Source organism: Flavihumibacter rivuli (genome assembly GCF_018595685.2).
Lineage (GTDB): Bacteria > Bacteroidota > Bacteroidia > Chitinophagales > Chitinophagaceae > Flavihumibacter > Flavihumibacter rivuli.
Window position 1 is genome coordinate 3,972,674 of sequence record NZ_CP092334.1, and the last position, 23,838, is coordinate 3,996,511.

A 23,838-nucleotide genomic window follows, 5' to 3' on the forward strand; every position below is an offset into this window, starting at 1 on the left:
CAAAAATAAACCGCCATCAGAGGCGGTTCATGCAATGTTGTCGGGAGGATCAGCGGATCGTTTTGCTGACGCCGATCTTCAAACCATATTCCATCAGGTTTTCCTTGATGGGGTATTGCTTCTTATAGCTGGAAAGGAGGTTGTAGCGGAATTGCGGACCGACCTGCCAGCGTACGCCATGCGTTTCATAAGAAACGAAAGCTTCTACTGCCGATGCCAGGTTCCATCTTCTCAAGAGTGAGGGCTCATTGACATAATTGGTAAGGTCGGAACTCAGCATCTTCACATCGGTGTTCAGCAGATAGCTCGGCATCAGGGCGCCGGAAAGGTTTACCTGGAACTTGCTGTCGCCAAACAATTTCAGTTCTGCCCCGATAGGAATGGCAACCTGCAGGTATTGGTTCTGGATCTGCTCCAGGTCGGTTCCACCCATATTGCGAATATTGGAAGTGGAGACCAGTGTATCGGTCCTGTAACCAAATTCATTGGTAAGGGCAACCGTGGTCTTTTCAGGATAGTATGAGTAGGCCTGAATGCTATAACGGGTAAGGTTGAGCTGTAAGCCGGTGCGGAAGGCAAGTGTCCTGCTGGCCTGGTAACGCACCCCACCACCCAGTTCAAAGCCAATTGCCGGTTGATGGGAAACGAACTGGTTCACATCCATGTAGCGCACAGCCAGGGGATAGGTGCCGGTCTGTTGCTGACTGGGTTCTGCCAGTGTCCTGTAGCCGATATTGGGCGCAAAGTACATCTGGTAGCTCAGCTTATTCCTGGGCTTGCGCTGGGATAGTTTGATCACCTGGGCTGTTGCCCCCCAGGTCATCAGGTCCTTTTCTGCTTCGTCCTTTGAGATCTCTGGGGAAGAAGGTAGTTCACCAGGTTCAACCTGTTGGATAGTGCTGGGGTCATAATTGTCGTCTGTGAATAGGGGGATCACTTTTGCTCCTTCAGTTTGGTTGATTACAACCGGGTCATCCTGAACCAACTGGGGGGCTTGCATAACCGGTGGCTCTTGGTAGCTGCCGCCTATCAAGGCAAAAAGCTGGTTTTCGCCCGGGAATGGTTCATGGGCCTTGCCCAGGTCAAGTGGTGCCAATGCCATTGGTGCTTCCAGTTTTACTGGGGGAACGAGCGAACTCGCCCTTAGTTTGGCAATGATATCATCCACTGTCAGGGAGTGATGGGAAGTCGCGTCAGAATGGTCGGGAAGCAGGGTGCCATTGTCTTTTTGGGCCTGGTCACCGCCAGCAGTCATAGATTTTGATAATTCCAGGGGCGAGCGGGTGTTCACCAGCAGCAGGGCGCCGGTGAGGAACAATAGCAGGAGTCCACCGATCGCTATTCTCCTTCTTCCGGTATGCAGATGACGATAGATCCGTGTCCATACACCGTCGGAAGGGTACATTTTATGGTTATCGGTGGTCTCTCTTAGAAATTGTTCAAATTCGTCCTCAAAAAAATGTTGCTCCATTATCGTCCTGGTTAGGGGTACGTTTGGTCAGCCCTTCTACTCTATAGAGTCCTATCACCTTCCAAACGCTGCTAAAAGCCCAACTTTATCTTTTTGTTTTGGCAATATTTTTTTCTTGATCAGTATCTCTTCCAGCATCTGCCTGGCCCGGGTATATTGTGACCGGGAAGTGCTTTCCTCAATTTCCAGCATGGCGGCGATCTCCTTATGGGAATAGCCTTCCAGGGCATAAAGGTTGAGCACGGTCCGGTAACCAATGGGTAGCATCCTGATACATTCCACCACCTGCTTGGCTTGCACAATGGATGGAATGGATTCCTCCCTTACCTGGATGCCGGCTGCATGGATAAGGTCAACGCTTTCATTGAATCGCTTGTTCCGCTTGAGGTGGTTGATACAGGTATGCACCATGATCCTCCTGATCCATCCCTCAAATGCCCCCTGGCTGCGAAAGGTATGGATCTGGGAAAACACCTTGATGAAACCTTCCTGCAACATGTCCTCCGCGTCTTCACGGTTATGTGCAAATCGGTAACATACCGACAACATCTTCGGACTATACCTTTCGTACAGCACCTTTTGTGCGGTCGGATCGTTTTGTAAACAGCCTTGAAGCAGGGCTTCTTCGGTCATAATGGGATTTGTATACCGTAATTTAAGTTATTTTCTTCAGGATAAAATTTATGTTCCGGATTTATTGGGTTTCTACCCAATTTCCTTAGGCAAAAAGACCTGCCTTTTTGCGGCAGGTCCCTGTTGTCAGCGATATTTTACAACTGTGCACGAAGGGCGATGATGAGGTTGCTGCCCGGCGCTACCATTCCGGAAGAGTAAGCCCTGTACCGTTGATCGGTCATGTTCTCCCAGGCTGCGGTCAACTGCGCATGACGGTTCAACTTATAGGATACCCTTGTATTGAAGGTATACCATGATGGTGCATAGGGCTTGCCATTGGCATCCTTGGCATAGATATCGGTCTTGGCCTGTTCACTGGGGGCAAGGTTCTCATTGCTCACCTCTGCGTTGTATACCGCAGAGAACTCGGCATCCCATTTGCCTTTTACCCAACGCAGGAAAGAAGAACCGTAAAAGGGAGGGGCATGGCGCAGTGGCACCTGCTCATCTTTCAGGTCATCTGTTTCCTTCCCGGTGATCCAGTTGGCAAGGGTCCTGAACCGCAGGGCAGGGGTGAAATAATACTCGAGGCTTGCCTGCATTCCCCAAACGGTTGCTTTTGCCGCATTCTGCAGCGACTCCACCCTGCTTAGGTTGCCATCAAAAAATATCGAGTCCTCCCCATTGAAACTGCCAGGCCTTCTTACTATGGCGTTATCAAGTATGGTGTGGAAGCCGTTGAGTTCAAACCGCACCTTTCCTTTTACTTCCCTCACCAATCCCAATTCGAAATTCCAGGCATATTCTGATTGCAGGTTGGGATTGGGTACGGTAATGATGCCGGGAGCATTCTCAAAGAGTTTGCCGATATCATCGATATTCGGCATGCGATAGCCGGTGGAAATATTGCCATTGATATTCCAGCCTTCTGCCGGCCTGTAAACCAAGCCGAAACTGCCGGTGAGGGCGCCTTCATTGATGTTGGCTGCATCGTAGGGGAAGGGGACAAAGGTCTTGTCGAAGCTTGCCTTCAGCTGGTTATAGCTGTACCGGAGACCGGTATTCAGGCTTAGTTTTTCATGCAGGTTGACTTTGTAACTGCCATACAAGGCGGCCGAACGCCAGGTGCTGCCATCGGGGTACCTGCTGGCTGCCGGTGCCTGATCTCCTGTCCTGATATCAGTGACCGATCCTGTTGAGCCAACTTTATTGTACACGTATTCCAGTCCATAGTAAAGGACGCCTTTGCCGGCCTTCTTGTTGGCATCCCAATTGATATTGATAGCATCCACCTTTTCTTCCTGGCGGTTGCGCGCTGTCCGGTTGCGGGTGCGGTCAATGCGGCTCTCTTCGTAATCCTGGTAGCCCACCAGTAATTTGGATTCATCGTAGAGGCCATTCTTTTTCTGGTGGATGACCTGCAAGGAATGCATGCGCCAGAGCATGGGGCCATAGTTCCATTCCGCAAAACGCAGGGCGCCATTGCGGTATTGGATCAGGCGGTCGTAACGGGGAGTGGTGCCTGTACCACCATAGATGAATGAATATTGAAGGCTGAGTTGATCACTGGGACGAAAGGCCACCTTCTGGAGGAAATTCGTTTGATCATAACCGGTATATCGCTGGATCCTGGGGTCATTGTTTTTCACAATGACATCCTGGTCATTGATACGTTCTACATATTCAGGCCTCAGGTAATTATCCTGCCCGCCGTGTTTGCCCATTCGCTGGTCTCCAAAGGCGGAATAAGTGAAAGAGCTGACAAGAGACCATTTCCTGCTGCCCAGGGTAAGGTCGGCATGGTAGGTTTGTTCCTTGTTGGCTGTTGAATACCGGGCAAAGGCCGAACCCCTGGTGAGCCATTTATCCGATTTCGAGAACCTCGGGGAGAGGGTATGGAAATCCATTACACCACCAATGGCATCACTGCCATAGAGCAATGAACCGGGACCGAAGATCACTTCTGCTGTTTCGGTACTCAGGGCATCGATGCTGATGACATTCTGCAGGTTGCCGCTACGGTAAATGGCATTGTTCATGCGGATGCCATCCACCACCAGCAACACCCGGTTGGTGGCAAAACCCCTAATCATGGGGCTTCCGCCCCCCAACTGGCTTTTCTGCACAAATACCGACCCGGTCTGGGCCAGCATATCTGCCGATGTTTGTGGGTTGTTGCGGACAATATCTGTTCTGGTGATCTTGCTGATCTTGTTGGGTACTTCGTTCAGGTTCTGTTCCCATTTATTGAAGGATACCACCACTTCTTCCAGTTCTTTGGGCAGTGTATCCCTTGATGATCCAGTTTGGGCAAAAATGGGCAAGGCCGCAAACTGACATAATATGATCAGGTTACGTTTCATGTGTAGATGATTGGTGTACGGGAAAGCCTTCCCCTCTGTATGGGGGAATCATTCAGGGTCTTTATGCCATTTGGTTAGGTGGGGGAGAAGCAGGCTCACCCTGATGGGAGCGGTAATGGGAGGGCGGGTATAGCGCGTAGGTAAGACTTATATCGATCGAATTTGCCGACAGGTGGTAAGAGGGGAAATGGAGGTGGCAGAGGGGCGACCAAAAAACGATAACAGGGGCCTTGCCGGATGCCTTGCCTTCATTGTTTTGCCTGATGGCTGCTTCGATGGCTGCCTCCTGGTCATCATAGATGCCTTTGAAATAAACCAGGTTACCGGATGTCCTTGTTTCCTTCACATCGAACATCCGGTTCCCGATCCGGATCTCCTTGCCTGGTCTTACCCAGGTATAACTGCCTTTGCGCAGTTCCACTGTTACCATGGACCCCAGTTCCAGGCGTTCTTTCCATTCATGTTCCACGATCCACTTCCTGATGGGCAGGAGTAGGGCTGCAATGATTGGTAAGGTGGCCAGGAAGAGCAGGGCGATCCCAAGGAGTTTCCTTATGGTTGGGTTAAGCTGCATTTACTTTTTCTTCACCAGGCTGTCGATCGGGTATTTGGCCCTCATGTCGCCCATGGCCTTATCGGTCCACAGAATGATCTGTTGCTTTTGTTCTTCACTCAGTTTGGCTTCGGTATGCACGAGTGTATAGGACTTCAAAGGCATTTCATTTTCCTTTACCAGCTCGGCTACTTCCTCCAGTTTGTGGTATTGCCTGCGAAGGTTATAGTTGCCAAATTCATCGAAGTTCAGTTCACCTTTTCCTTCCTTGATATGGTCTTCCAGCCACCAGCCGATCGGCTGGATATTGGTATACCAGGGATATACCGTGGTATTGCTATGGCAGTCGTAGCAACTGGTCCTGAGCAGCTTGTCCACATCATCGGGAACACTGGCGAACTGGTTGATATTGGCCGGGCTTGGCGCACTGGCGTTATTGTCCTTTTTGGGACGGAATACCTGCAGTACCAGCAGGATCACCAATAGAGCAGTTAGGATCTTCTTGATCATGTTTGGGAATCTTTAGATTAATGTATTGCCTGTCATTTCCTTGGGGATGGGCAGTCCCATCATGGTTAAAACAGTCGGTGCTATATCTCCCAGCTTACCGTTGGCGATATTGCCTTTCCAGTCCTTGTCAATAATGAAGAAAGGAACCAGGTTAAGGGTATGCGCGGTATTGGGTGTGCCATCTTCATTCACCATATAGTCGGCATTGCCATGGTCGGCAGTCAGGAACACGGTATAGCCGTGTTCAAGGGCTGCGGTCACTACTTTCTGTACGCATTGGTCAACGGTTTCCACCGCCTTGATGGCTGCTTCCCAAATACCGGTATGGCCTACCATGTCCGCGTTGGCATAGTTGATACAGATGAAGTCCGCTTCTTCCTTGCTGATCTCTGGGAGCAGTGCATCCGTGAGTTCATATGCGCTCATCTCGGGCTTAAGGTCGTAGGTGGCCACCTTGGGGGATGGCATCATGATCCGGCTTTCGCCTTCGAAGGGTTGTTCCCTGCCACCGCTGAAGAAGAAGGTAACATGCGGGTATTTTTCCGTCTCTGCCATCCTGATCTGCTTCCTGCCATTTTGAGCAAGTACCTCACCCAGGGTATTGTTCAGGTTGTCGTTCTCGAATACCACATGCACGTTCCTGAAGGTCCTGTCATATTCCGTCATGGTGGTGTAATGCAAGGCAAGCTGTTTCATGCCGAACTCCGGGAAGTCCTGCTGGGTGAGCACTTCCGTGATCTCCCTGCAACGGTCCGTCCGGAAATTGAAACAGATGGCAACATCATCATTCTGGATGGTTGCGATCGGTTCCCCGTTGCCGTTAGTAATGACGGTGGGCAGGATGAACTCATCGGTGATGTTTTTACCATAGGAGGCTTTAACGGCATCAATGGCATTGGCCGCATGTTCGCCAGTGCCTTTAACAAGGGCATCATAGGCCAGCTTAACCCTTTCCCAGCGCTTATCCCTATCCATGGCGTAATAGCGACCGCTCACGGTAGCGATCTTGCCGGTAGTGGCATCGATATGTTGCTGCAGCTCAGTAATAAAGGCCAGACCGCTTTTCGGGTCGGTATCCCTGCCATCGGTGAAGGCATGGACAAATACTTTATCAAGGCCTTCCTGCTGGCAAAGGGTGAGGAGGGCCTTGAGGTGGTTGATATGGGAGTGAACCCCACCATCGCTTACCAGCCCCAGCAGGTGCAGGGCTTTATTGTTGGCCCTGGCCGTACGAATAGCCTCCAGCAACACAGGGTTCTTGAAGAATTCCCCTTCCCGGATGGCCACATTGATGCGTTGCAACTCCTGGTATACGATTCGGCCTGCGCCCAGGTTCAGGTGGCCTACTTCACTATTCCCCATCTGGCCATCGGGTAAGCCTACTGCTTCGCCACAGGTAACCAGGGTGCTATGGGGGTATTTTTGGTAAAGACTGCTAACAAATGGTACACGTGCATGCTGAATGGCATCACTGGCCGGGACAGTGCCCAGTCCCCATCCATCCATGATCACCAGAATAACTTTTTTCATCGCTTGCTTATTGGGCTTTTTATTGGTTGTCAGTTGGTAAAACTACTTGATTTTGTACGGAATCGGAGCGGCATTGGCCCAAAAAATGGCCTGCCCCACCTGCCCTGCCTGCTTTGTTGGCATAGTTTTGGGTAGAAGAGGTTGATTGATGTTGATCCGAAAGCCCCTGGGAAAACCCAAGAACCCATTAAACTTCTTAGTATGAAAAAATTTATTGGGCTTATCCTATTGACAACCAGTATTTTGTTGAGTTCTTTCACCGGTACCCTGGAAATTGATACGGTAGTAGTGGCACTCAAATCTGGTAATGTCTCCTTACTGTCAAGATACTTTGACAGCAGGGTTGAAATTGCCCTGCCGGAGAAAACGGATAGCTATAGCCGAAGCCAGGCCGAAATGGTGGTAAAGGATTTCTTCTCCAGCAATGGCGGGGTGAAGAACTTCGAACTGAAGCACCGCGGTGAGAACAATGGTGCCAATTATGTGATCGGTGTCCTATCCACCTCCAATGGCCGTTACCGCACCACCCTTTTCATGAAAGTAAAGGGGGATAAGCAATTCCTCCAGGAGATGAGGTTCCAGCAGGAATAAGCCTTTTACCAAAGCTGAACGGAAGGGCGCTGTTGTACCCATTCCTTCATGAGGCAGGGAATCCGCAATGACCATCCGGTAAGGGATAACATGATATTACATCCTAATGACTAATCAAGTGAAAGCATGGCCAGGCCATGCTTTTTTCTGTTTAGGGAAATTGGGTTTCGGTAAGGGGATACTCAAAGTTCAATGCGGTCAGGGTACAATGTTCATTGTTCCTTAGCTTTGTTTTATGAAGGAATACATTGATGCATTCTTACCCGGACTGATCGAATCGGCATTGAAGGAGGATATCGGGGATGGTGACCATTCCACCCTTTGCTGCATTCCTGCAGGTGAGACGGGTAAAGCCGTGCTGAAGATCAAGGAGGATGGTGTCCTTGCAGGCATGGAAGTGGCGGAAAGGATATTCAGGCAAATGCAAACGGATATCGTGTTCAGGCCATTCAAGAAGGATGGAGAGGGGATGAAGAATGGTGAGATCGCCTTCGAAGTGGAAGCCAGGGTGCATACCATCCTGCAATGTGAAAGGCTTGTCCTCAACTGCATGCAGCGGATGAGCGGCATTGCCGGGCTGACCAGGCAATATACCGACCAGCTGAAAGGCTATAAGACGCGGGTATTAGATACCCGCAAAACCACACCCAATTTCAGGCTATTGGAGAAATGGGCTGTTGCCATCGGCGGGGGCGTGAACCATCGCTTTGCCTTGTATGATATGATCATGTTGAAGGACAATCATATCGATTACTGTGGGGGCATCACCAGGGCTGTAGAAAAGGCATGGGATTATGTACAACATAAGAAGCCGGGACTTAAGATAGAAGTGGAAACCCGGTCCATTGATGATGTGAAGGAGTTGGTTGCGGTGGGTAAGGGCAAGGTGTTCCGGATCATGCTCGATAATTTCACCCCCGACAAAATAGTGGAGGCCCTGGCCATTATCGGCAATGATTTCGAGACCGAAGCCAGTGGGGGGATCAACCTAACTAACCTGGTTGACTATGCGAAAACAGGGGTTGATTTTGTAAGTGTCGGGGCTTTGATTCACCAGGCAAGGAGCGTTGACCTCAGCCTTAAGGCAGTTTAGGAGGGCGTGATCCTATAGTTTATTACTAGTGGTTGGCTCAACCAGTTGCTTCAAATAAGTCGGGCCAGCCTTTATTGAAACCAATGATAGACCCAAAAAGCTGATCAAGATGTCCAAGAAGAATAAAACCGACAGGAATGGTTTTGTTTATTCCACCGATCCAGGTTTCCAGTTTGAGCCAGAGGAGAAAGAAGAAATGGAAACCCTTGCCCCGGAAAAGCAGGTGTTGCGGGTGAAATTTGATACCAAACAAAGGGGCGGTAAGGCCGTGACCCTTGTGACCGGTTTTATTGGTACTGCCGAAGACCTTGAATTGCTGGGAAAGCAGCTGAAGAACCATTGCGGAACAGGTGGAGCTGTGAAGGACGGGGAGGCCATGGTACAGGGTGACCAGCGTGATAAAGTACTGCAATGGCTGTTGAAGAACGGCTATCCTAAAACTAAGAAAGTATGATCCTGCTTGATGCCACCGCCGCCAGTTGGGGGCTTTACCAGTTGATCTTTGGTGGTGCGGCACTTGTCGCATTGTATAGTGTCTATACCTGGTATGAAGGCCACCGCGATAAGGATATCCTGGTGAAAAGAAGGGGAAGGATACTACTGCTCTTCTCTGTGATCACCATGCTTGCCGCTGCAGTAGTATCCCTGATGATCACCAGGCGCTTGCCTTTTTAATGGCTGCCTCCAAAACATTATCCTTGCCATTCCTGATGTCCTCAGCGGTATTGGTAATATGGATAACCGGAGCGATCCCTTTTCCTTCTTCTGATTCTCCCCTGGCATTCCGGTAATCCCCCACACCCAAAAAATACAACCAGCCATTGGGTAGTTCCCTTGCAATGATATCGGTAAAGCCGCCGGCTGTCCTGTCCCCCATCTGCAACACCTGTTCCTGCGTATTCATCGCCCAGGCAAAGGTTTCACCGGCACTGGCGGTCCACCTGGTGGTCAAAAGAATCACAGGTTTTGTATAGGGCTCATGGGTAGATGGATCGGTATACCATTCCATGGGTTGGTTGAAATCATTGCGGTCTGGCCCATTTCTTTTGCGGATGGTCATGAAGCGTTTCCTTTCCTTAGCAAACCAGCCTGCGATGTATCGGCTCACGCGGTCATCGCCACCTGCATGGTCGCGAATGTCCACGATAAGGCCCTTGGTATTGGCGAGTTCCTTCATGACCGGACCGATCTTCTTTTGGTAATAGCCCAGGGGAAAACCAAATTCACCAAAGTGCAGGTAGCCGATATTGTCCGCTGTGACGCCATAGTGCAACTTGTCGTCAACGGTAATGAGTGTGGGCAGGTATTGCTTTCTGATCAACTCAATAGAGAAATCCTGTTGTTTCCTGTTCTCGCGCTGAAAGCGATCACTTTCAAACCTGGGTAGCGCATCACTGGTGGGTTGAAGGAAAACATGGATATCGTTGACAGGCCTTAGGAGCTCACATAAGGATTGGTACAATTCGGCATTGGTCATATTGTTGTGGACCTTTGGCCGATTCTCCCTGTAAAGCGAGTCCCAGTCGATATTGCGGGTGGCAAACCCACCATACCATTTATCGAATCCCTTCCAGAGTTCATCGAAATTGTTCACGGGCGTATTGGCAGTTGTTGCACCCATTATTGCTTTCTGGCAAGAGCTGTTGCACACCTGCAGGCCGAATAGTATAAAAAGTAAGTGTCTCATGGTATTGATCTGAAATAGGTTCAGTGATTGGTTTACTGGAAGGCCATATTGATGGCCACATTGTTCTGGAATAGGGTAACCGGCGCTTCTTTATCATAATGGAGGAACTGTCCTGAGTATTGGAGTCCCAGCCTTGCATTGTTGGATAGCGCGTATTCATAGCCTGCATCCAGCCTGATGTTATGGAAATTGCCAAGCCATGCCCATTTGGTGCCCTGGCGGAAAAGAGTAGCCATGCCACTCCTGTTGTCTGCCGAGCTAACGGTATTATGATAGGGCAGGCGGGTGTTCCTGGAGAAGAGGGGAATAGTGATGCGGAAACTGAAATAATGCCCAGACTGAAGCCTGCTGAGTTGCATGAAATCGGCATTAACGGAGGCTGCATGCATCCATCCGGTCCTGACGATATTGTCGGTATAGAATAACTGGCTGTTGAGTGAAACCCCTGCATACCGGTAACTGTTAAGGTCTTCCCCGCCAATACTCGTATAGCCATTACTGATATTCCTGGCATAAGCGATCCTGATATGGCTGTTGTAAAGGGTTCCTTTCAATCTTGATGAATCCAGTTTCAGGACGCCGCCAGGTTGGTAGTTGGGGTGGTACCAGTTTCGGTTACGGTACCCCGCTGGAAAGAGGTCGCCTATGGCTGCCTTGATCTCAGCATTGAACAGGTCTTCTTCTGAAAGTTTTGTATAGCCGAGGGTAATGGTCTTATCACTGCTTTGGTACCTTAAAGGTGATGCCTGCCTGTCCTTTATCCATGTTCGCTGGTAGCCGATGCCGATCCTGAACTGGCCACCGGTTCGAATGGGTGCAGGCTTTTCCTGGGCTGCTATCGAAATTGCTGATAGCAAAACCATGGTGGTGATGATAAGGTGTTTCATATTGCGCTATTTTGATCCGCAAATTTGAAGCTATCAACAGCGCGGGTCAATGTAATTGCCTATGAAACGTGGCTTGAAGGGGATGAAACGAAAGCTGGACGGGGTCAGGCGCCCATCCATTTTTTGAATGCCTGTGCTTTTTCCCTGCTTATTATTACGGGTTCTTCCGTATTGGGTTTGACATCTACTTTAAGCTTCTGGTTGAACCAGGGGTGGATACTGTCAATGCAATGGCTGGCCAGCAGGTACTGGCGGTTGGCGCGGAAAAATTGATTGGGGGATACTGATTGTTCCAGTTCATCCATCGTATAGTCGGTGATGAACTTCTGGTTGTTATTGGTCCGGATATAACTGAAACCGCCTTCAGAAAAGAAATAGGCCACCTGGCTCAATTCAAGGCTGATCATTTTTTGTCCCTGTTTAACGAGGATCCTTTCCCTGAATTTCCCGGTTTGCTGTTGGAGGTTCAGGTCGGCCAGTAACCGGATGATATTATCGTTTGTTAAAGGGGCGGCCAGTCTTTCCTTGAATTTTTCTATCGCTGTCCTCAATTCTTCAGGATCCACAGGTTTTAGCAGATAGTCGATACTGTTTACCTTGAATGCCTTCAGCGCATATTCATCATAGGCGGTTGTAAAGATTACAGGTGTCTTCACCTGCAGGCGGTCAAATACCTGGAAGCTCTGCCCATCACCCAGTTCTATATCCATCAGGATGAGGTCTGGGGTTTCATTGGATTGCAGCCATTCCACCGTTTTCTCTACACTATGTGTGAGGCCAACAATGGTTGCGGATGGCTCAATGCCCTGTAACATTTTCTGTAATTGTTTTGCCAGAAGGATCTCATCCTCCACGATCAGGATCTTCATATTGCCTGGGATTGATTAATGGGATGGTGACTACAAATTGGTGTTCCGTTTTATTGATGCTGATGTCTGGTTGATGAAGGAGTTTGTATTTGGTGGCGATATTATTCAGTCCGGTCTTGTTACTGGGTACCGGACCGGTCTTTGGTTGGAGATTATTGGTAATGGTTAGTTCTGGCTTTACTTTGGTCCTGATATCCACATGAAGCGGCTTATCTGGCTGGACAGCATTATGCTTCACGGCATTTTCAATGAGCAATTGCAAGGTAAGCGGGGGCAGCAGGTATTCCTCATATTCTTTCCCGGTCTGGATGGATAACTGCAGGCCCTCATCAAAGCGGGTTTTGAGCATGCTGGTGTAAGCACGGGCAAACCTTATTTCTTCGCGGAGGGTGGTCAATACTTTTTCATTCCCCTGCAACAGGTAGCGGTAGACGATTGACATTTCCCCGATGAATTGTTGTGCCTTCCGCGGGTTTTCATCAACCAGCGAGGAAAGGGAACCAAGGCTGTTGAAAAGGAAGTGGGGATTGATCTGGGCTTTTAAGGAGTTCAGCTCCGTCAACAATGCTTCTTTCTTGAGCTTTTCCGTTTCAACCGCCATCACCTTCCATTTTGAAAAATAGTAGATGCTTTCATAGATCCCTGCCACGATCACAACAAAAAGAAGGGCTACGAAAAAGCTATGCAGGTAGGCTTCCAGGGGAAAGTGATAACCCCATAGCAAGGTTTTGTCGTAAATGTAAATATTGATGGTACGAACCACAAGGGTTACCAATGTGCAGAACACAAGGGTATAGATGATCCGCCTGTTGGTGGCTTCCAATGAGGGGAATTTCTTCCTGAAATAGATGATCACCTGCCGGTTAAACTCCCACAGTGCGGTTGCTTCCAGCAAGGACAGAAGGTAGATCTCCCAGAAGTCAAAGCGTTCTGCTCCGCTCATGTTACGGTTATAGAATACCGTATGTGCGATCAGTGCCAGGATGGGCAAGCCCGCCAGCCGGAACCAGGTGTCTTTCAATTGATTTGCAGCCATGGGAGTATGCTGCAAGAAAGTAATTTTCGCGTTAATGGCTCATTGGATTGCGGTGAAACGCGGGAATCAACGGTTGAACCATAAAAAAACAACCGCCAAACGGCGGTTGTTTTTTGCATTATTTATTCCTGACCGGGCTACTTATTGTCCCTGGGCCAGGCTATAGGCTTTCTTATCGCCCCACATGTTCAGCAGTTCAGTTGAGCAGATCTTGAAGTCCTGCATCAGGCGCTTGTACAGTTCCAGTACATCGGTCTGCGTAAGGGCCATTTCCTCCACACTTTCGAAGCGGCAACGGTATTGGTTCACCAGGTTGGTGAATACTGAGCCCTTGGGCCATACCTGTGTACCGCGGTTGCTGATGGTCACCAGTTTGAACAGGTCGCCGGTATGCTTCAGGCATTTTTCCGCAACGATACTGGGTTGTTCGGCACTTTCGATGAACATGTCCACGCCAACGATCTTTTCTTCCATTTCCTCCTTGGTCATGATCAGTGGGTTTTCTGTCAGGTGGAATACCGTAGGGGTAATGGGTTTGTTGGGCAGCAAGGCCTTGGCGCCATGGGCCGGGGTTTTACCCAGGTTAGCAATGATGGCATTGGCGAATTCAGTGGTGTTAACAGAAGGCGTACCCTTGTCGCCGAAGTCGCCGGTATGTACGCCGCTTTCCAGGGTGTACAGGAGTGCGTTTTCAATTACCGAAGCGTTCTCCATATAGCCCAGGTGACGCAGCATGGAGATGCCACTCAACAGGAGGGCTGTGGGGTTGGCAATATTCTTGCCTGCGATATCGGGGGCCGTGCCGTGAACGGCTTCGAAAATGCAGATATGGTCACCAATATTGGCGGAAGGAGCGAAGCCCAATCCACCTACCAGGCCGGCGCAAAGGTCGCTCACGATATCACCCTGGAGGTTGGTCAACACCACCACATCGAACTCATGCGGGCGGCTTACCAGCTTCATACACAGGTCGTCAACGATCACGTCGTCGGCTTTCAGGTCGGGGTATTGTTTGGCTACCTCATAGAATACCTCGAGGAACAGGCCATCGGTGATCTTCATGATATTCGCCTTATGGCCGCAGGTGATGCGCTTGGCGCCTTTCTTGCTGGCCATTTCAAAAGCGTACTTGATCACCTGTAGGCTACCGGGACGGGTAATAAAGCGGCGGCTCAGGGCCACATCGTGGGTCAGCATATGCTCGATACCGCCGTAGGTATCTTCAATGTTCTCGCGTACGATGGTCAGGTCGATGGGGATACCCGCTTTGCTGAAAACGGTATCTACACCATGGAGGGTCTGGAAAACCCTTTTGTTGGCATAGGTATTCCAGGTCTTGCGTGCAGTTACATTCACGCTTTTCACACCCTTGCCTTTAGGCGTTTCCATCGGGCCTTTGAAAAGGATACCCAGGCTTTCGATGGTTTGCTGGGCTTCGGGGGTCATACCATTGGAAAAACCCTTGTCGAATACCCATTTACCCATGTCAACAAACTCGTACTCCAGGGGGACCTTGTTGGCATTGAAAATGCTGAGGACCGCGTCCATGATCTCAGGACCGATACCATCACCTTTCGCTACGGCGATTTTCATATTCTAAATTTTGAGGATTGATGTGCTTAAAATGCCTGCCGGGACAAGGTTTGAATATATTAGTCCGTATGCACCATGGCATAACGGTTAATGGTTTTCAATTATCTTTCCCGGTATCGTGCAATGGCGCTGCAAAGGTAATCCTGATCTAAGTTATAACCTTGAAATCCTGAACAAAATTGACAACCAGCGGTTGATTTTATATACCTTTAACCAAATTCTGTTGGCATGAACAGCACAACGACCCAGGGAGTAGAGGTAAGTGTTGAGACGTTTTACCAACCTGATTACTCCAATCCCCTTTCGGGTGAATACATGTTTGCTTACAAGATCACGATCGATAACCACAATAATTTCCCGGTAAAGCTGCACCGCAGGCATTGGCAGATCTTTGATTCCAACGGGGAATACAGGGAAGTGGATGGGGAAGGAGTGGTTGGTGTACAACCTGTACTGCAATCCGGCGACCGTTACCAGTATGTGAGTGGGTGCAATCTCCGCTCTGAAATGGGACGGATGTCAGGCAATTACCAGATGGAAAACCTGGATACCAAGCGGTTTTTCGACGTAGACATACCTGCATTCGAAATGATCGTTCCTTTCAAGAACAACTAAGGGGAATCCCTTTTTTTAAAGGTTGGCCTAAAACAATAAGGCGTTGGTTTATCCAACGCCTTATTGTTTTATTAACAGATTGTTTGCTTTTTATTTGACACCATGCATCATCCGCTTCAGCATTGGGCTGAACAGGAAAAGTAGTACTGCCGCTGCACCGGGCAGGATAACGAATAGCAAGAAGTATTCAAACAGGTTGGTGATAGGGAAACCTGCAAAAACGGGATAGCTGGTAGGGATCTTCAGCTCTGCCAACTTGGCCAGTTGTTCAGGGCTTGCCGTTATGGTGCCTTTCAGCACGCCATCGAGGTCGATACCGGCCTTGGAAGCTGCTTCATAAGCTTCCCCGGTTGGCGGAAGTACGGAGCCCAGGGTGCCTGCCAGGGCATAACCGGCGGCATTGGCCAGGAACCAAACCCCCATCAGGAGCGAACTGAATTTGCGGGGAGCCAGTTTGGCAACCAGTGACAAGCCGATGGGCGACAAGCAAAGTTCGCCAAGGGTATGGAATAGGTACATGATGATCAGCCAGATCACCCCCATCTTGCCGGTGGTGCCGAGGTCCTTTACCTGGAAGGCAATGATCAGGAACCCGATAGCCAGCAAGGCCAGGCCGATGGATTGCTTCACCGGTGAGATCGGCTCCAGCTTTCTTTCAGCCAGTCTCAGCCACATCCAGCTGAAGGGAAGGGCGAACACGATGATGAAAAATGAGTTGGCATTCTGGATGAAGCTGGGCGGCATGTTCCATCCCAGCAGGTGACGGTCGGTCTGGTTATCGGCAATGAAGGTCAGGGAAGATCCTGCCTGCTCAAAGCATGCCCAGAAGAAGATCACGAAGAAGGCTACGAAATACATTACGATCACCCTGTCCCGTTCTACCTTGGTGAGGGTGCTATCAGTAAGGATCAGGCCTGCAAGGGTAACACCGCTGGCATAGATAATGGGGTATACCCAATGCTTTACCCAGGTGCTATCGGGCCCAACCGACAGGTAGTGGAAAATGAATACCAGTGCAATGAAGCCGATAACGGCACCAATGATGGCCGCTGTACTGAACTTCACTTCTGAAGAGTCCTCGCTATTGGCTGCAAGGGCATTATGGTCAGGCTTTCCACCCACTGCCTGGCCATCAGGGGTCACTACATACCTGTCCTTCAGGAAATAGAATGTAACGGTTCCGATCAGCATGGCAAGGCCCGCTGCCAGGAAGCCCCATTTGAAAGCAGCAACAACACGGGTGCCGTCTTCGAGTACCACATCACCCACTAATGGGCAAATGGTCATGCCCAGGAAGGCGCCTACGTTGATACCCATGTAGAAGATCGTAAAGGCGGAATCCAGCCTGTTGTCCCCCTTGCCGTACAATTGCCCTACCATGGAAGAAATATTGGGCTTGAACAAGCCGTTTCCAATGATGATGGTGCCAAGGCCGGACCACATCAGCGCTGTGGCTACTCCCTGGCTTCCGGCGTACATACTGGCCGAGCTGAACAGCAGGAGCTGCCCGATGGCCATGATAAATCCACCCAACAGGATACACATCCGGTTGCCCAGGAAGCGGTCCGACACGTAACCACCCAGCATAGGGGTTAGGTAACTGAGGCCAAGGAAACCTCCATAAATAACAGAGGCCTCCGATTTAGAGAAGGCCAAAGCATTTACAAGGAAGAGGGTGAGCAGGGCACGCATGCCGTAGAAGTTGAATCGCTCCCACATTTCGGTGGCAAAAAGCACACGCAGGCCTTTGGGATGTCCGGTTTGCGAAGCAATCGCTGTTTGACTCATAAATCGTTTTTTCTTGAAGGGTTTTGATTTGGAATGAACGATAAGTGGGCAAAATAAAGATAAAATCAATACAGGGCTGCACTTCAGGGCAATACTTATAGCTATGGCAGGCCGATTTTTACCGGTCACTGCCTGCATTTCTCTATTTTCGCAGCCGGAAACTTATTCCAACCTTCATCATATACCAATTCATTGTCATGAACATTTTGCTTCTTGGATCAGGCGGAAGGGAACATGCCCTGGCCTGGAAAATTGCCCAAAGCCCTCTTTGCAGTCAACTTTTTATAGCCCCGGGGAATGCCGGTACGGCGGGATGCGGTACCAATATAGCCCTTTCCATTACCGATTTCCCGGCTATCAGGCAGTTTTGCATGGAGCAGAAGGTTGGACTGGTGTTGGTTGGTCCGGAAGAACCGCTGGTAAAAGGAGTGGTGGATTATTTCAAGGCCAATCCTGTTGAAGGAATGCCGGTGATCGGGCCTTCCCAGTATGGGGCACAACTGGAAGGCAGCAAGGCTTTCGCCAAGGCCTTCATGCAGCGCCATGGCATTCCTACCGCTGCCTACCGGGAATTTGACGAGCAGAATTTTGAAGACGGCCTGGACTATATCCGCCAGCACAGCCTGCCTATTGTGCTGAAGGCCGATGGACTGGCAGCCGGTAAGGGGGTATTGATCCTGAATGATACAGAAGAAGCCCTGGATGAATTTGAGCAGATGATCAAGGCCAGCAAGTTTGGCGATGCCAGTAAAAAGGTGGTGATCGAACAGTTCCTGTCGGGGATTGAATTGAGTGTGTTTGCCCTCACCGATGGGAAGAGTTATGTGCTGTTGCCGGAGGCAAAAGATTATAAGCGGATCGGAGAAGGGGATGCCGGCCTGAATACCGGCGGTATGGGTGCAGTTAGCCCTGTCCCATTTGCGGATGATGCTTTCATGAAGAAGGTGATCGACCAGGTAGTGGTGCCCACTATCAATGGACTTAAGGAAGAAGCCATCGACTATAAAGGTTTTGTGTTTTTCGGCCTTATCAAGGTGGGTAACAACCCCTATGTGATCGAATACAATTGCCGCATGGGTGACCCTGAGACAGAGGTGGTGATGCCCCGGCTCCAGTCCGACCTGGTGGAATTGCTGGTGGCCACAGGGAAGCAGGAACTGGCAGGCATGGAGGTGAAGCACGATCCTCGTGTAGCCTGTACCGTTATGGCCGTTAGCGGCGGTTATCCCGGTGATTATGCAAAAGGTAAAGTGATCAGCGGGCTCGATGCCATTGGCTCACCGGACAGTATCCTTTTCCATGCGGGCACAGCAATTAAGGACGGAAATACCGTTACTGCCGGAGGCCGGGTGCTTTGCGTTACCTCTTATGGGAATAGCGTAACCGATGCGGTTTCGAAGTCAAAGGCTGCCCTGGAGAAGATCAGCTTTGATGGAATGTATTACCGTAGGGATATCGGTTATGAGTTCGAATAAGAACTCCATTCTTCCCTAATAACGATTGTTTAAAGCGGATCGCAAAAGCCCTTAATTGCCATTCATGAAAGAAGTACATTATTCCGACTACCTGCAACTCGACAAGATACTGGGTGCCCAGGCCCCGGAAAGCGACTTATTGCAACAGCCTGCGCACGACGAGATGCTGTTCATCATCATCCACCAGGCTTATGAATTATGGTTCAAGCAGGTGATGTATGAGGTGGAGTCTGTCAATGCCATCATGCTCCAGCCGGAGTTGAACGACAATTCCCCGGAACTGCAAACCGTGGTACACCGGCTAAACCGGGTGGTGACCATACTGAAGGTGCTGGTGCACCAGATTGATATCATGGAGACCATGACGCCCATGGACTTCCTGGATTTCAGGGATATGCTGCGCCCTGCCTCTGGGTTCCAGAGCTGGCAGTTCAAGGCCCTGGAAGCCAGGCTGGGATTGCCTTTCCAGCAACGTCACGGCCAGGAATATTACCTTTCCCAACTCAGGCCAGAACATGTTGCCATGATTAAGGCGGCCGAACAGAAGCAGTCGCTGCTGAGCCTGATCAACCAGTGGCTGGAGCGCATGCCATTTTTCGAGGAAGCAGAGAATTGGCAGGAATTTGCCGGCGAAGGCAATGCTGCGACCGGCCATATTTTTTGGGATACCTACCTGGAACGGTATCGCAACAGCCTCCGGGAGAATGAGCGCAATAACCTGGGCGGGTTTGATACCGTATTCATCGGACCAGGCGAAGCAACCCGTCAATTTTCCCCAAGGGCTTGCAGGGCGGCCCTGTTCATCATGCTTTACCGTGGTTACCCCATGTTGCAGCAGCCCTTCCAATTGCTGAATGTTCTACTGGAGATCGATGAGCAACTGAGTACCTGGCGTTACCGCCATATGAATATGGTTCACCGCATGATCGGCACCCGTGTGGGAACGGGGGGCAGTACCGGCAAGGAATACCTCAAAGGTGCGGTGGACAAGCATTATATCTTCAGGGAGATCGCCCAACTGACCAGTTTCCTCATCGAAAGAAGGAAGCTTCCCCATCTCGCCCAACGAATGGAAGCCAGGCTGGGATTCGTTTCCAGGGGCTGATTGGTTGTTTGGGCAATAGGCGCCTGGTCCCTCCCGGCCAGTGGTTGGGGAATTCTTCCCATCCATTATTTCCCGCGATAGGCCAGGGTGAAATAGATTAGTGATACCCCGGCAAGGATCGCTGCGGTCAGGAATGTAAAGCTGGCGCCGCCTGCGGTCCATAAGATACCGCCAAAGGTACTGGCCAGCAGCGTGCAAAGGCTTTGGGTGGAATTGTAAAGTCCCAGTGAAGTGGCGGTTTGGCCGGGGGTGGCCAGGTTGCTGATCCAGGCTTTGGCGATCCCTTCCGTTGCGGCAGCATAGAGCCCATACAAGGTGAAAAGGATAAATACTCCAGTAGCAGATCCTACAAAGGCAAAGCCCGTGTAGACAAGAATGAACAGGAGCAGGCCTGCCATGAAAGTACCCCTTTTACCCCATTTATCCGCCAGGATGCCCATGGGATAAGCACTGATGGCATAGACCAGGTTGTAGAAAATATAGGCGCCAATGGTGATGCTATCACTTTGCGTGACTTCCCTGGCCTGCAACAACAGGAAAGCGTCCGAACTATTGGCCAGGGCGAACACCAGTAAGCCAACCAGTAATCTTTTGTAATCCCAGCCTGCCTCTTTCCAATAGCCAAAATAGGAGAAGAATCCCCCTTTCTTTTCGGTCCGCCGGCCGGGTGTTTCTTTTAGCAGGAAGATCAGGGCAACAGCGATGATGCCAGGGATGAATGCCAGGTAGAACAATTCCTTGTAATGACCGGGTGCAAAATGCAGGAAAGCCAATGCCGTCAAGGGACCCAGTACAGCGCCAACCGTGTCCCAGCTTCTGTGGAAGCTGAATACCCTGGCCCTGTTAGAGGGGTCTGAAGCCTGGGCCAGGAGTGCATCCCTGGCTGCGGTACGAATGCCCTTTCCCAGCCGGTCGGTGGTCCTGGCCAGGAAGATCCAGAAGGGGAAACTGAACATTGCCATCATGGGTTTGGAAAGGGCACTAAGTCCATAGCCCAGCTTCACGAAGGGCAGCCTGAGACCGGTCTCGTCGGAACGTTTGCCAAAATAGCCTTTGCTAATGCCAACAGTGAGTTCAGCCAATCCTTCAAGAAGGCCGATCAGGGCTACAGAGAAACCGATCTCCTTCAGGTATACGGGCACCACCGGGTAAAGCATTTCACTGGCGAAGTCAGTGAACAGGCTCACAAAGGAGAGGATCCACACCGGTTTAGTGATAATGGGTGTTTTGGCGGACATGGGTCTAAGTTAACAGCATTGCGCAACATGTTGTGCTGGATCTTTGTAAACCTTTGCCAGTACTGCGTTTCATTCAGAAATTACCTTACACGGGGACGATCAACCAAAATGTGGCATGAATTTTAATCCTGATGTGCACGAAATGCCGGATTTTACCGTTTTTGCAAAGGTTGGCTAATTGTGGAAAAAATAGTTCGATTGCAGGCTTGCTACTTTGATAAATCAAATTATTTGCATCAATTTTGCTGACTGTATATCCTGATTAAAAATCTGACCTCAACAACATGGGATTATTCAATTTTCTGACCCAGGAAATCGCAATGGATCTGGGTACTGCCAATACCCTAATCATACATAACGATGAAATTGTGGTGAATGAGCCATCTATTGTGGCGCTGGACCGTAACAATCCGAAGAATGTGCTGGCGGTGGGTAAGCGCGCATTGATGATGCACGAGAAGACACATGAGAGTATTCGTACTGTTCGCCCTTTGAAGGACGGTGTAATTGCCGACTTTAATGCCGCCGAACTGATGATAAGGGAAATGATCAAGATGATCTATCCCAAAAAACCCCTTTTCCCGCCAAGCTGGAGGATGATGATCTGTATTCCCTCTTCCATTACGGAAGTGGAGAAGCGTGCGGTTCGCGACAGCGCGGAGCAGGCTGGAGCCAAGGAGGTCTACCTTATCCACGAACCCATGGCCGCTGCGCTGGGTATTGGCATTGACGTTGAAGAACCCGTTGGTAATATGATCATTGATATCGGTGGTGGAACTACCGGTATTACCGTTATCGCCCTGGCTGGTATTGTGTGTGACCAGTCCATCCGTATTGCCGGTGATGAATTCACTGCAGATATCATGGAAGCCCTGCGTCGTTACCATAGCCTGTTGATCGGGGAAAGGACTGCTGAACAGATCAAGATCCAGATCGGTGCTGCCATGAAGGACCTCGATAACCCGCCGGATGATATCCCGGTGAACGGCCGTGACCTGGTAACGGGTATTCCCAAACAGATCATGGTAAGCTACCAGGAGATCGCAGAAGCCCTCGATAAGAGCATCTTCAAGATCGAAGAAGCTATTCTCAAAGCCCTTGAAACAACGCCACCCGAATTGGCTGCTGATATTTATCGTCGTGGATTGTACATCACAGGTGGTGGTGCCTTGTTGCGTGGACTGGACAAGCGTCTCAGCCAAAAGATCAAGCTGCCCGTTCATGTGGCAGACGATCCATTAAAGAGCGTGGTTCGCGGTACCGGTATCGCCCTCAAGAATTACGACCGTTATCCTTTCGTGATGCGTTAATGCCTTCGTTAACCTAAATGGTATAAAGGCTACAGCATGGAGCAATATGTCAAAGATTGTGGATTTGATAAAATGACCACCACAGGGGTAGTCAGGGAGGAGCTGTATGCGTAATATATTCCTGTTTATCCGGAGGTATTTCAATTTCCTTTTTTTCCTGGTATTACAGATCGTGGCACTTTCTTTCCTGTTCCGCTTCAACAAGTTTCATGAAGCGGCCTTCCTGGGTGTTGCCAGCGAAGTGACCGGCAGGGTGAATGAGCGCTACAACAATGTTGAATACTATTTCAAACTGAAGAAGGCCAATGAGGCGCTCGTGGAAGAGAATATTGCCCTTCGCCGCCTGCTTCGGTCCAATTACGAAACAGCCGACACCAACAAGATCCAGGTGGTTGATTCCATCAGGGTGGATTCCTTGCTGAAGTTCCAGAAGTACGATTACCTGGAAGGCAGGGTGGTAGGAAGCTTCGTTACTACGCAAACCAATTTCTTTACCGTTCACAGGGGATCAGCCCAGGGGGTGAAAGAAGATATGGCGGTCATAGGACCCACCGGAGTGGTAGGCCGCGTGGTCAATGTCAGCAGCAATTTCGCTACGGTCATGTCGGTGCTGAGCCGCCAGTTTAAGGTGGATGCGAAACTGAAGCGTACGGGTGAAAGGGGTACTGTGAGCTGGGATGGGGTGAGCCCCGAGTATATCCAGATGCGTAATATCCCCAAGAGCGTGAAGTTGCAAAAAGGGGATTCTGTACTGACCAGTGAATTGTCCTCCATCTTCCCGCCCAATATCCTGGTGGGAACGGTAGATGCGGTCCTGAACGATCCCAGCACCAACTTTTTCACCTTAAGGCTGAAGCCGGCCACCAATTTTTCAAAGGTGCAGTATGTGTACCTGGTAGCCAACCTGCAGCGCGAAGAGCAATTGAAACTGGAAGAAGCAACCAAACGAACCAATGAGTGATCTTGTAAAAAATACCTTGCGATTTATCCTGTTCATCCTGGTACAGGTGTATGTCCTGCATAAGATCCCGCCTTTGCATAGGTTTGTAGTGCCTTACCTCTATTTCCTCTATATCATTTGGCTACCCTTTAATATGGGGCGTGCGTGGCTGATGTTCGTGGCTTTCCTATTTGGATTGTCATTGGATTATTTCCTTGTAACGCCGGGCCTGCATGCCGCCGCCTGTGTGCTGATCGCTTATGTCAGGCCCTTCCTGGTATCCCTGCTGATCAGGCAGGAAGCTGCAGAGCAGAGCTATGCTTCACCATCCATCTATAGCATGGGATGGGCGCCCTATGCAACCCTGGTGCTGGTGCTAACCCTGCTACACCATACCTACCTGGTCCTCCTGGAATGGCTGGAGTTTGGCAACTTCTTTTATTTCATTGGAAAAGTATTGGCCACAACGGGTGTCAGCCTGCTGTTGATCCTGATCACAGAATTGCTTTTCTCGAGGAAGGAGCGCTACCGCACCAATGCTGCCCGCTAAGGTGGCTGGGTAAGGGCTA

Annotated in this window: 23 protein-coding genes; 10 read left to right on the forward strand and 13 right to left on the reverse strand. The window is 50.1% G+C overall.

Annotated features, from left to right (window positions below):
- Positions 1–49: 49 nt before the first annotated feature.
- From KJS94_RS16845 to gpmI, 6 genes are all read right to left on the reverse strand, one after another.
- Positions 50–1,471 carry a porin family protein gene (locus tag KJS94_RS16845; RefSeq protein WP_214449278.1) on the reverse strand — a complete coding sequence of 474 codons (1,422 nt, stop codon included), beginning with the start codon at positions 1,469–1,471 and terminating at the stop codon, positions 50–52.
- 54 nt (positions 1,472–1,525) lie between these two features.
- The gene (locus tag KJS94_RS16850) at positions 1,526–2,104 is read right to left on the reverse strand and encodes an RNA polymerase sigma factor (RefSeq protein ID WP_214449277.1); all 579 of its coding nucleotides are present in this window, start codon (positions 2,102–2,104) and stop codon (positions 1,526–1,528) included.
- 137 nt (positions 2,105–2,241) lie between these two features.
- A complete protein-coding gene (locus KJS94_RS16855) occupies positions 2,242–4,449 on the reverse strand; it encodes a TonB-dependent receptor plug domain-containing protein (RefSeq protein ID WP_214449276.1) in 2,208 nt (735 codons plus the stop codon).
- A gap of 61 nt (positions 4,450–4,510) precedes the next feature.
- Positions 4,511–5,023, reverse strand: coding sequence for a hypothetical protein (locus tag KJS94_RS16860; protein ID WP_214449275.1), 513 nt, complete (start codon positions 5,021–5,023; stop codon positions 4,511–4,513).
- On the reverse strand, positions 5,024–5,512 hold the full coding sequence (locus KJS94_RS16865; RefSeq protein WP_214449274.1) for a heme-binding domain-containing protein: 489 nt from the start codon (positions 5,510–5,512) through the stop codon (positions 5,024–5,026).
- Between the two features lie 12 nt (positions 5,513–5,524).
- Complete coding sequence (gpmI, locus tag KJS94_RS16870; protein ID WP_214449273.1) at positions 5,525–7,042, reverse strand: 2,3-bisphosphoglycerate-independent phosphoglycerate mutase; 1,518 nt, start codon at positions 7,040–7,042, stop codon at positions 5,525–5,527.
- 201 nt (positions 7,043–7,243) lie between these two features.
- Between gpmI and KJS94_RS16875 the strand changes: the two genes are divergently transcribed.
- The 4 genes from KJS94_RS16875 (at position 7,244) to KJS94_RS16890 (ending at position 9,401) form a co-directional block, all read left to right on the forward strand.
- Positions 7,244–7,633 (forward strand): DUF4783 domain-containing protein, encoded by a 390-nt coding sequence (locus tag KJS94_RS16875; RefSeq protein WP_214449272.1) that lies wholly within the window; start codon positions 7,244–7,246, stop codon positions 7,631–7,633.
- A 235-nt stretch (positions 7,634–7,868) separates the two neighbouring features.
- Entirely contained in the window at positions 7,869–8,726 is an 858-nt protein-coding gene (gene nadC / locus KJS94_RS16880; protein WP_214449271.1) for a carboxylating nicotinate-nucleotide diphosphorylase, read from the forward strand.
- A gap of 109 nt (positions 8,727–8,835) precedes the next feature.
- Positions 8,836–9,180, forward strand: coding sequence for a translation initiation factor (locus KJS94_RS16885; protein WP_214449270.1), 345 nt, complete (start codon positions 8,836–8,838; stop codon positions 9,178–9,180).
- Positions 9,177–9,401: a hypothetical protein gene (locus tag KJS94_RS16890; RefSeq protein ID WP_214449269.1), complete on the forward strand. Its 225-nt coding sequence runs from the start codon at positions 9,177–9,179 to the stop codon at positions 9,399–9,401. Before KJS94_RS16885 ends, KJS94_RS16890 begins: the two co-directional genes overlap by 4 nt.
- On the opposite strand, the gene KJS94_RS16895 is transcribed toward KJS94_RS16890, so the two are convergent.
- The 5 genes from KJS94_RS16895 to KJS94_RS16915 all read right to left on the reverse strand — a co-directional run bounded on the left by KJS94_RS16895 (position 9,379) and on the right by KJS94_RS16915 (position 14,798).
- Positions 9,379–10,413, reverse strand: a complete 1,035-nt coding sequence (locus tag KJS94_RS16895) for a S41 family peptidase (RefSeq protein ID WP_214449268.1) — start codon at positions 10,411–10,413, stop codon at positions 9,379–9,381. The two genes, KJS94_RS16890 and KJS94_RS16895, sit on opposite strands and share 23 nt — an antisense overlap.
- Positions 10,414–10,445: 32 nt before the next feature.
- Complete coding sequence (locus KJS94_RS16900; protein ID WP_214449267.1) at positions 10,446–11,300, reverse strand: hypothetical protein; 855 nt, start codon at positions 11,298–11,300, stop codon at positions 10,446–10,448.
- A 104-nt stretch (positions 11,301–11,404) separates the two neighbouring features.
- A complete protein-coding gene (locus KJS94_RS16905; RefSeq protein WP_214449266.1) occupies positions 11,405–12,169 on the reverse strand; it encodes a LytR/AlgR family response regulator transcription factor in 765 nt (254 codons plus the stop codon).
- Positions 12,144–13,205, reverse strand: a complete 1,062-nt coding sequence (locus KJS94_RS16910) for a sensor histidine kinase (RefSeq protein ID WP_214449265.1) — start codon at positions 13,203–13,205, stop codon at positions 12,144–12,146. The genes KJS94_RS16905 and KJS94_RS16910 overlap by 26 nt, the downstream gene beginning before the upstream one ends.
- A 141-nt stretch (positions 13,206–13,346) precedes the next feature.
- A complete protein-coding gene (locus KJS94_RS16915) occupies positions 13,347–14,798 on the reverse strand; it encodes an NADP-dependent isocitrate dehydrogenase (RefSeq protein ID WP_214449264.1) in 1,452 nt (483 codons plus the stop codon).
- A gap of 228 nt (positions 14,799–15,026) precedes the next feature.
- On the opposite strand from KJS94_RS16915, the gene apaG reads away from it, so the two are divergent.
- Complete coding sequence (apaG, locus tag KJS94_RS16920; RefSeq protein ID WP_214449263.1) at positions 15,027–15,413, forward strand: Co2+/Mg2+ efflux facilitator ApaG/CorD; 387 nt, start codon at positions 15,027–15,029, stop codon at positions 15,411–15,413.
- 90 nt (positions 15,414–15,503) lie between these two features.
- On the opposite strand, the gene KJS94_RS16925 is transcribed toward apaG, so the two are convergent.
- A complete protein-coding gene (locus tag KJS94_RS16925) occupies positions 15,504–17,201 on the reverse strand; it encodes a peptide MFS transporter (protein WP_214449262.1) in 1,698 nt (565 codons plus the stop codon).
- A gap of 197 nt (positions 17,202–17,398) precedes the next feature.
- Between KJS94_RS16925 and purD the strand changes: the two genes are divergently transcribed.
- Both purD and KJS94_RS16935 read left to right on the forward strand, forming a co-directional pair.
- Positions 17,399–18,676, forward strand: a complete 1,278-nt coding sequence (gene purD, locus KJS94_RS16930; RefSeq protein ID WP_214449261.1) for a phosphoribosylamine--glycine ligase — start codon at positions 17,399–17,401, stop codon at positions 18,674–18,676.
- Between the two features lie 64 nt (positions 18,677–18,740).
- Complete coding sequence (locus KJS94_RS16935) at positions 18,741–19,781, forward strand: tryptophan 2,3-dioxygenase (RefSeq protein WP_239804202.1); 1,041 nt, start codon at positions 18,741–18,743, stop codon at positions 19,779–19,781.
- 65 nt (positions 19,782–19,846) lie between these two features.
- On the opposite strand, the gene KJS94_RS16940 is transcribed toward KJS94_RS16935, so the two are convergent.
- Positions 19,847–21,019, reverse strand: a complete 1,173-nt coding sequence (locus KJS94_RS16940; RefSeq protein WP_214449259.1) for an MFS transporter — start codon at positions 21,017–21,019, stop codon at positions 19,847–19,849.
- 284 nt (positions 21,020–21,303) lie between these two features.
- Between KJS94_RS16940 and KJS94_RS16945 the strand changes: the two genes are divergently transcribed.
- From KJS94_RS16945 to KJS94_RS16955, 3 genes are all read left to right on the forward strand, one after another.
- On the forward strand, positions 21,304–22,329 hold the full coding sequence (locus KJS94_RS16945; RefSeq protein WP_187256272.1) for a rod shape-determining protein: 1,026 nt from the start codon (positions 21,304–21,306) through the stop codon (positions 22,327–22,329).
- A 106-nt stretch (positions 22,330–22,435) separates the two neighbouring features.
- Positions 22,436–23,290, forward strand: a complete 855-nt coding sequence (gene mreC, locus KJS94_RS16950; RefSeq protein WP_214449258.1) for a rod shape-determining protein MreC — start codon at positions 22,436–22,438, stop codon at positions 23,288–23,290.
- Positions 23,283–23,819, forward strand: coding sequence for a rod shape-determining protein MreD (locus KJS94_RS16955; protein ID WP_214449257.1), 537 nt, complete (start codon positions 23,283–23,285; stop codon positions 23,817–23,819). The genes mreC and KJS94_RS16955 overlap by 8 nt, the downstream gene beginning before the upstream one ends.
- The last annotated feature ends 19 nt before the right edge of the window (positions 23,820–23,838 follow it).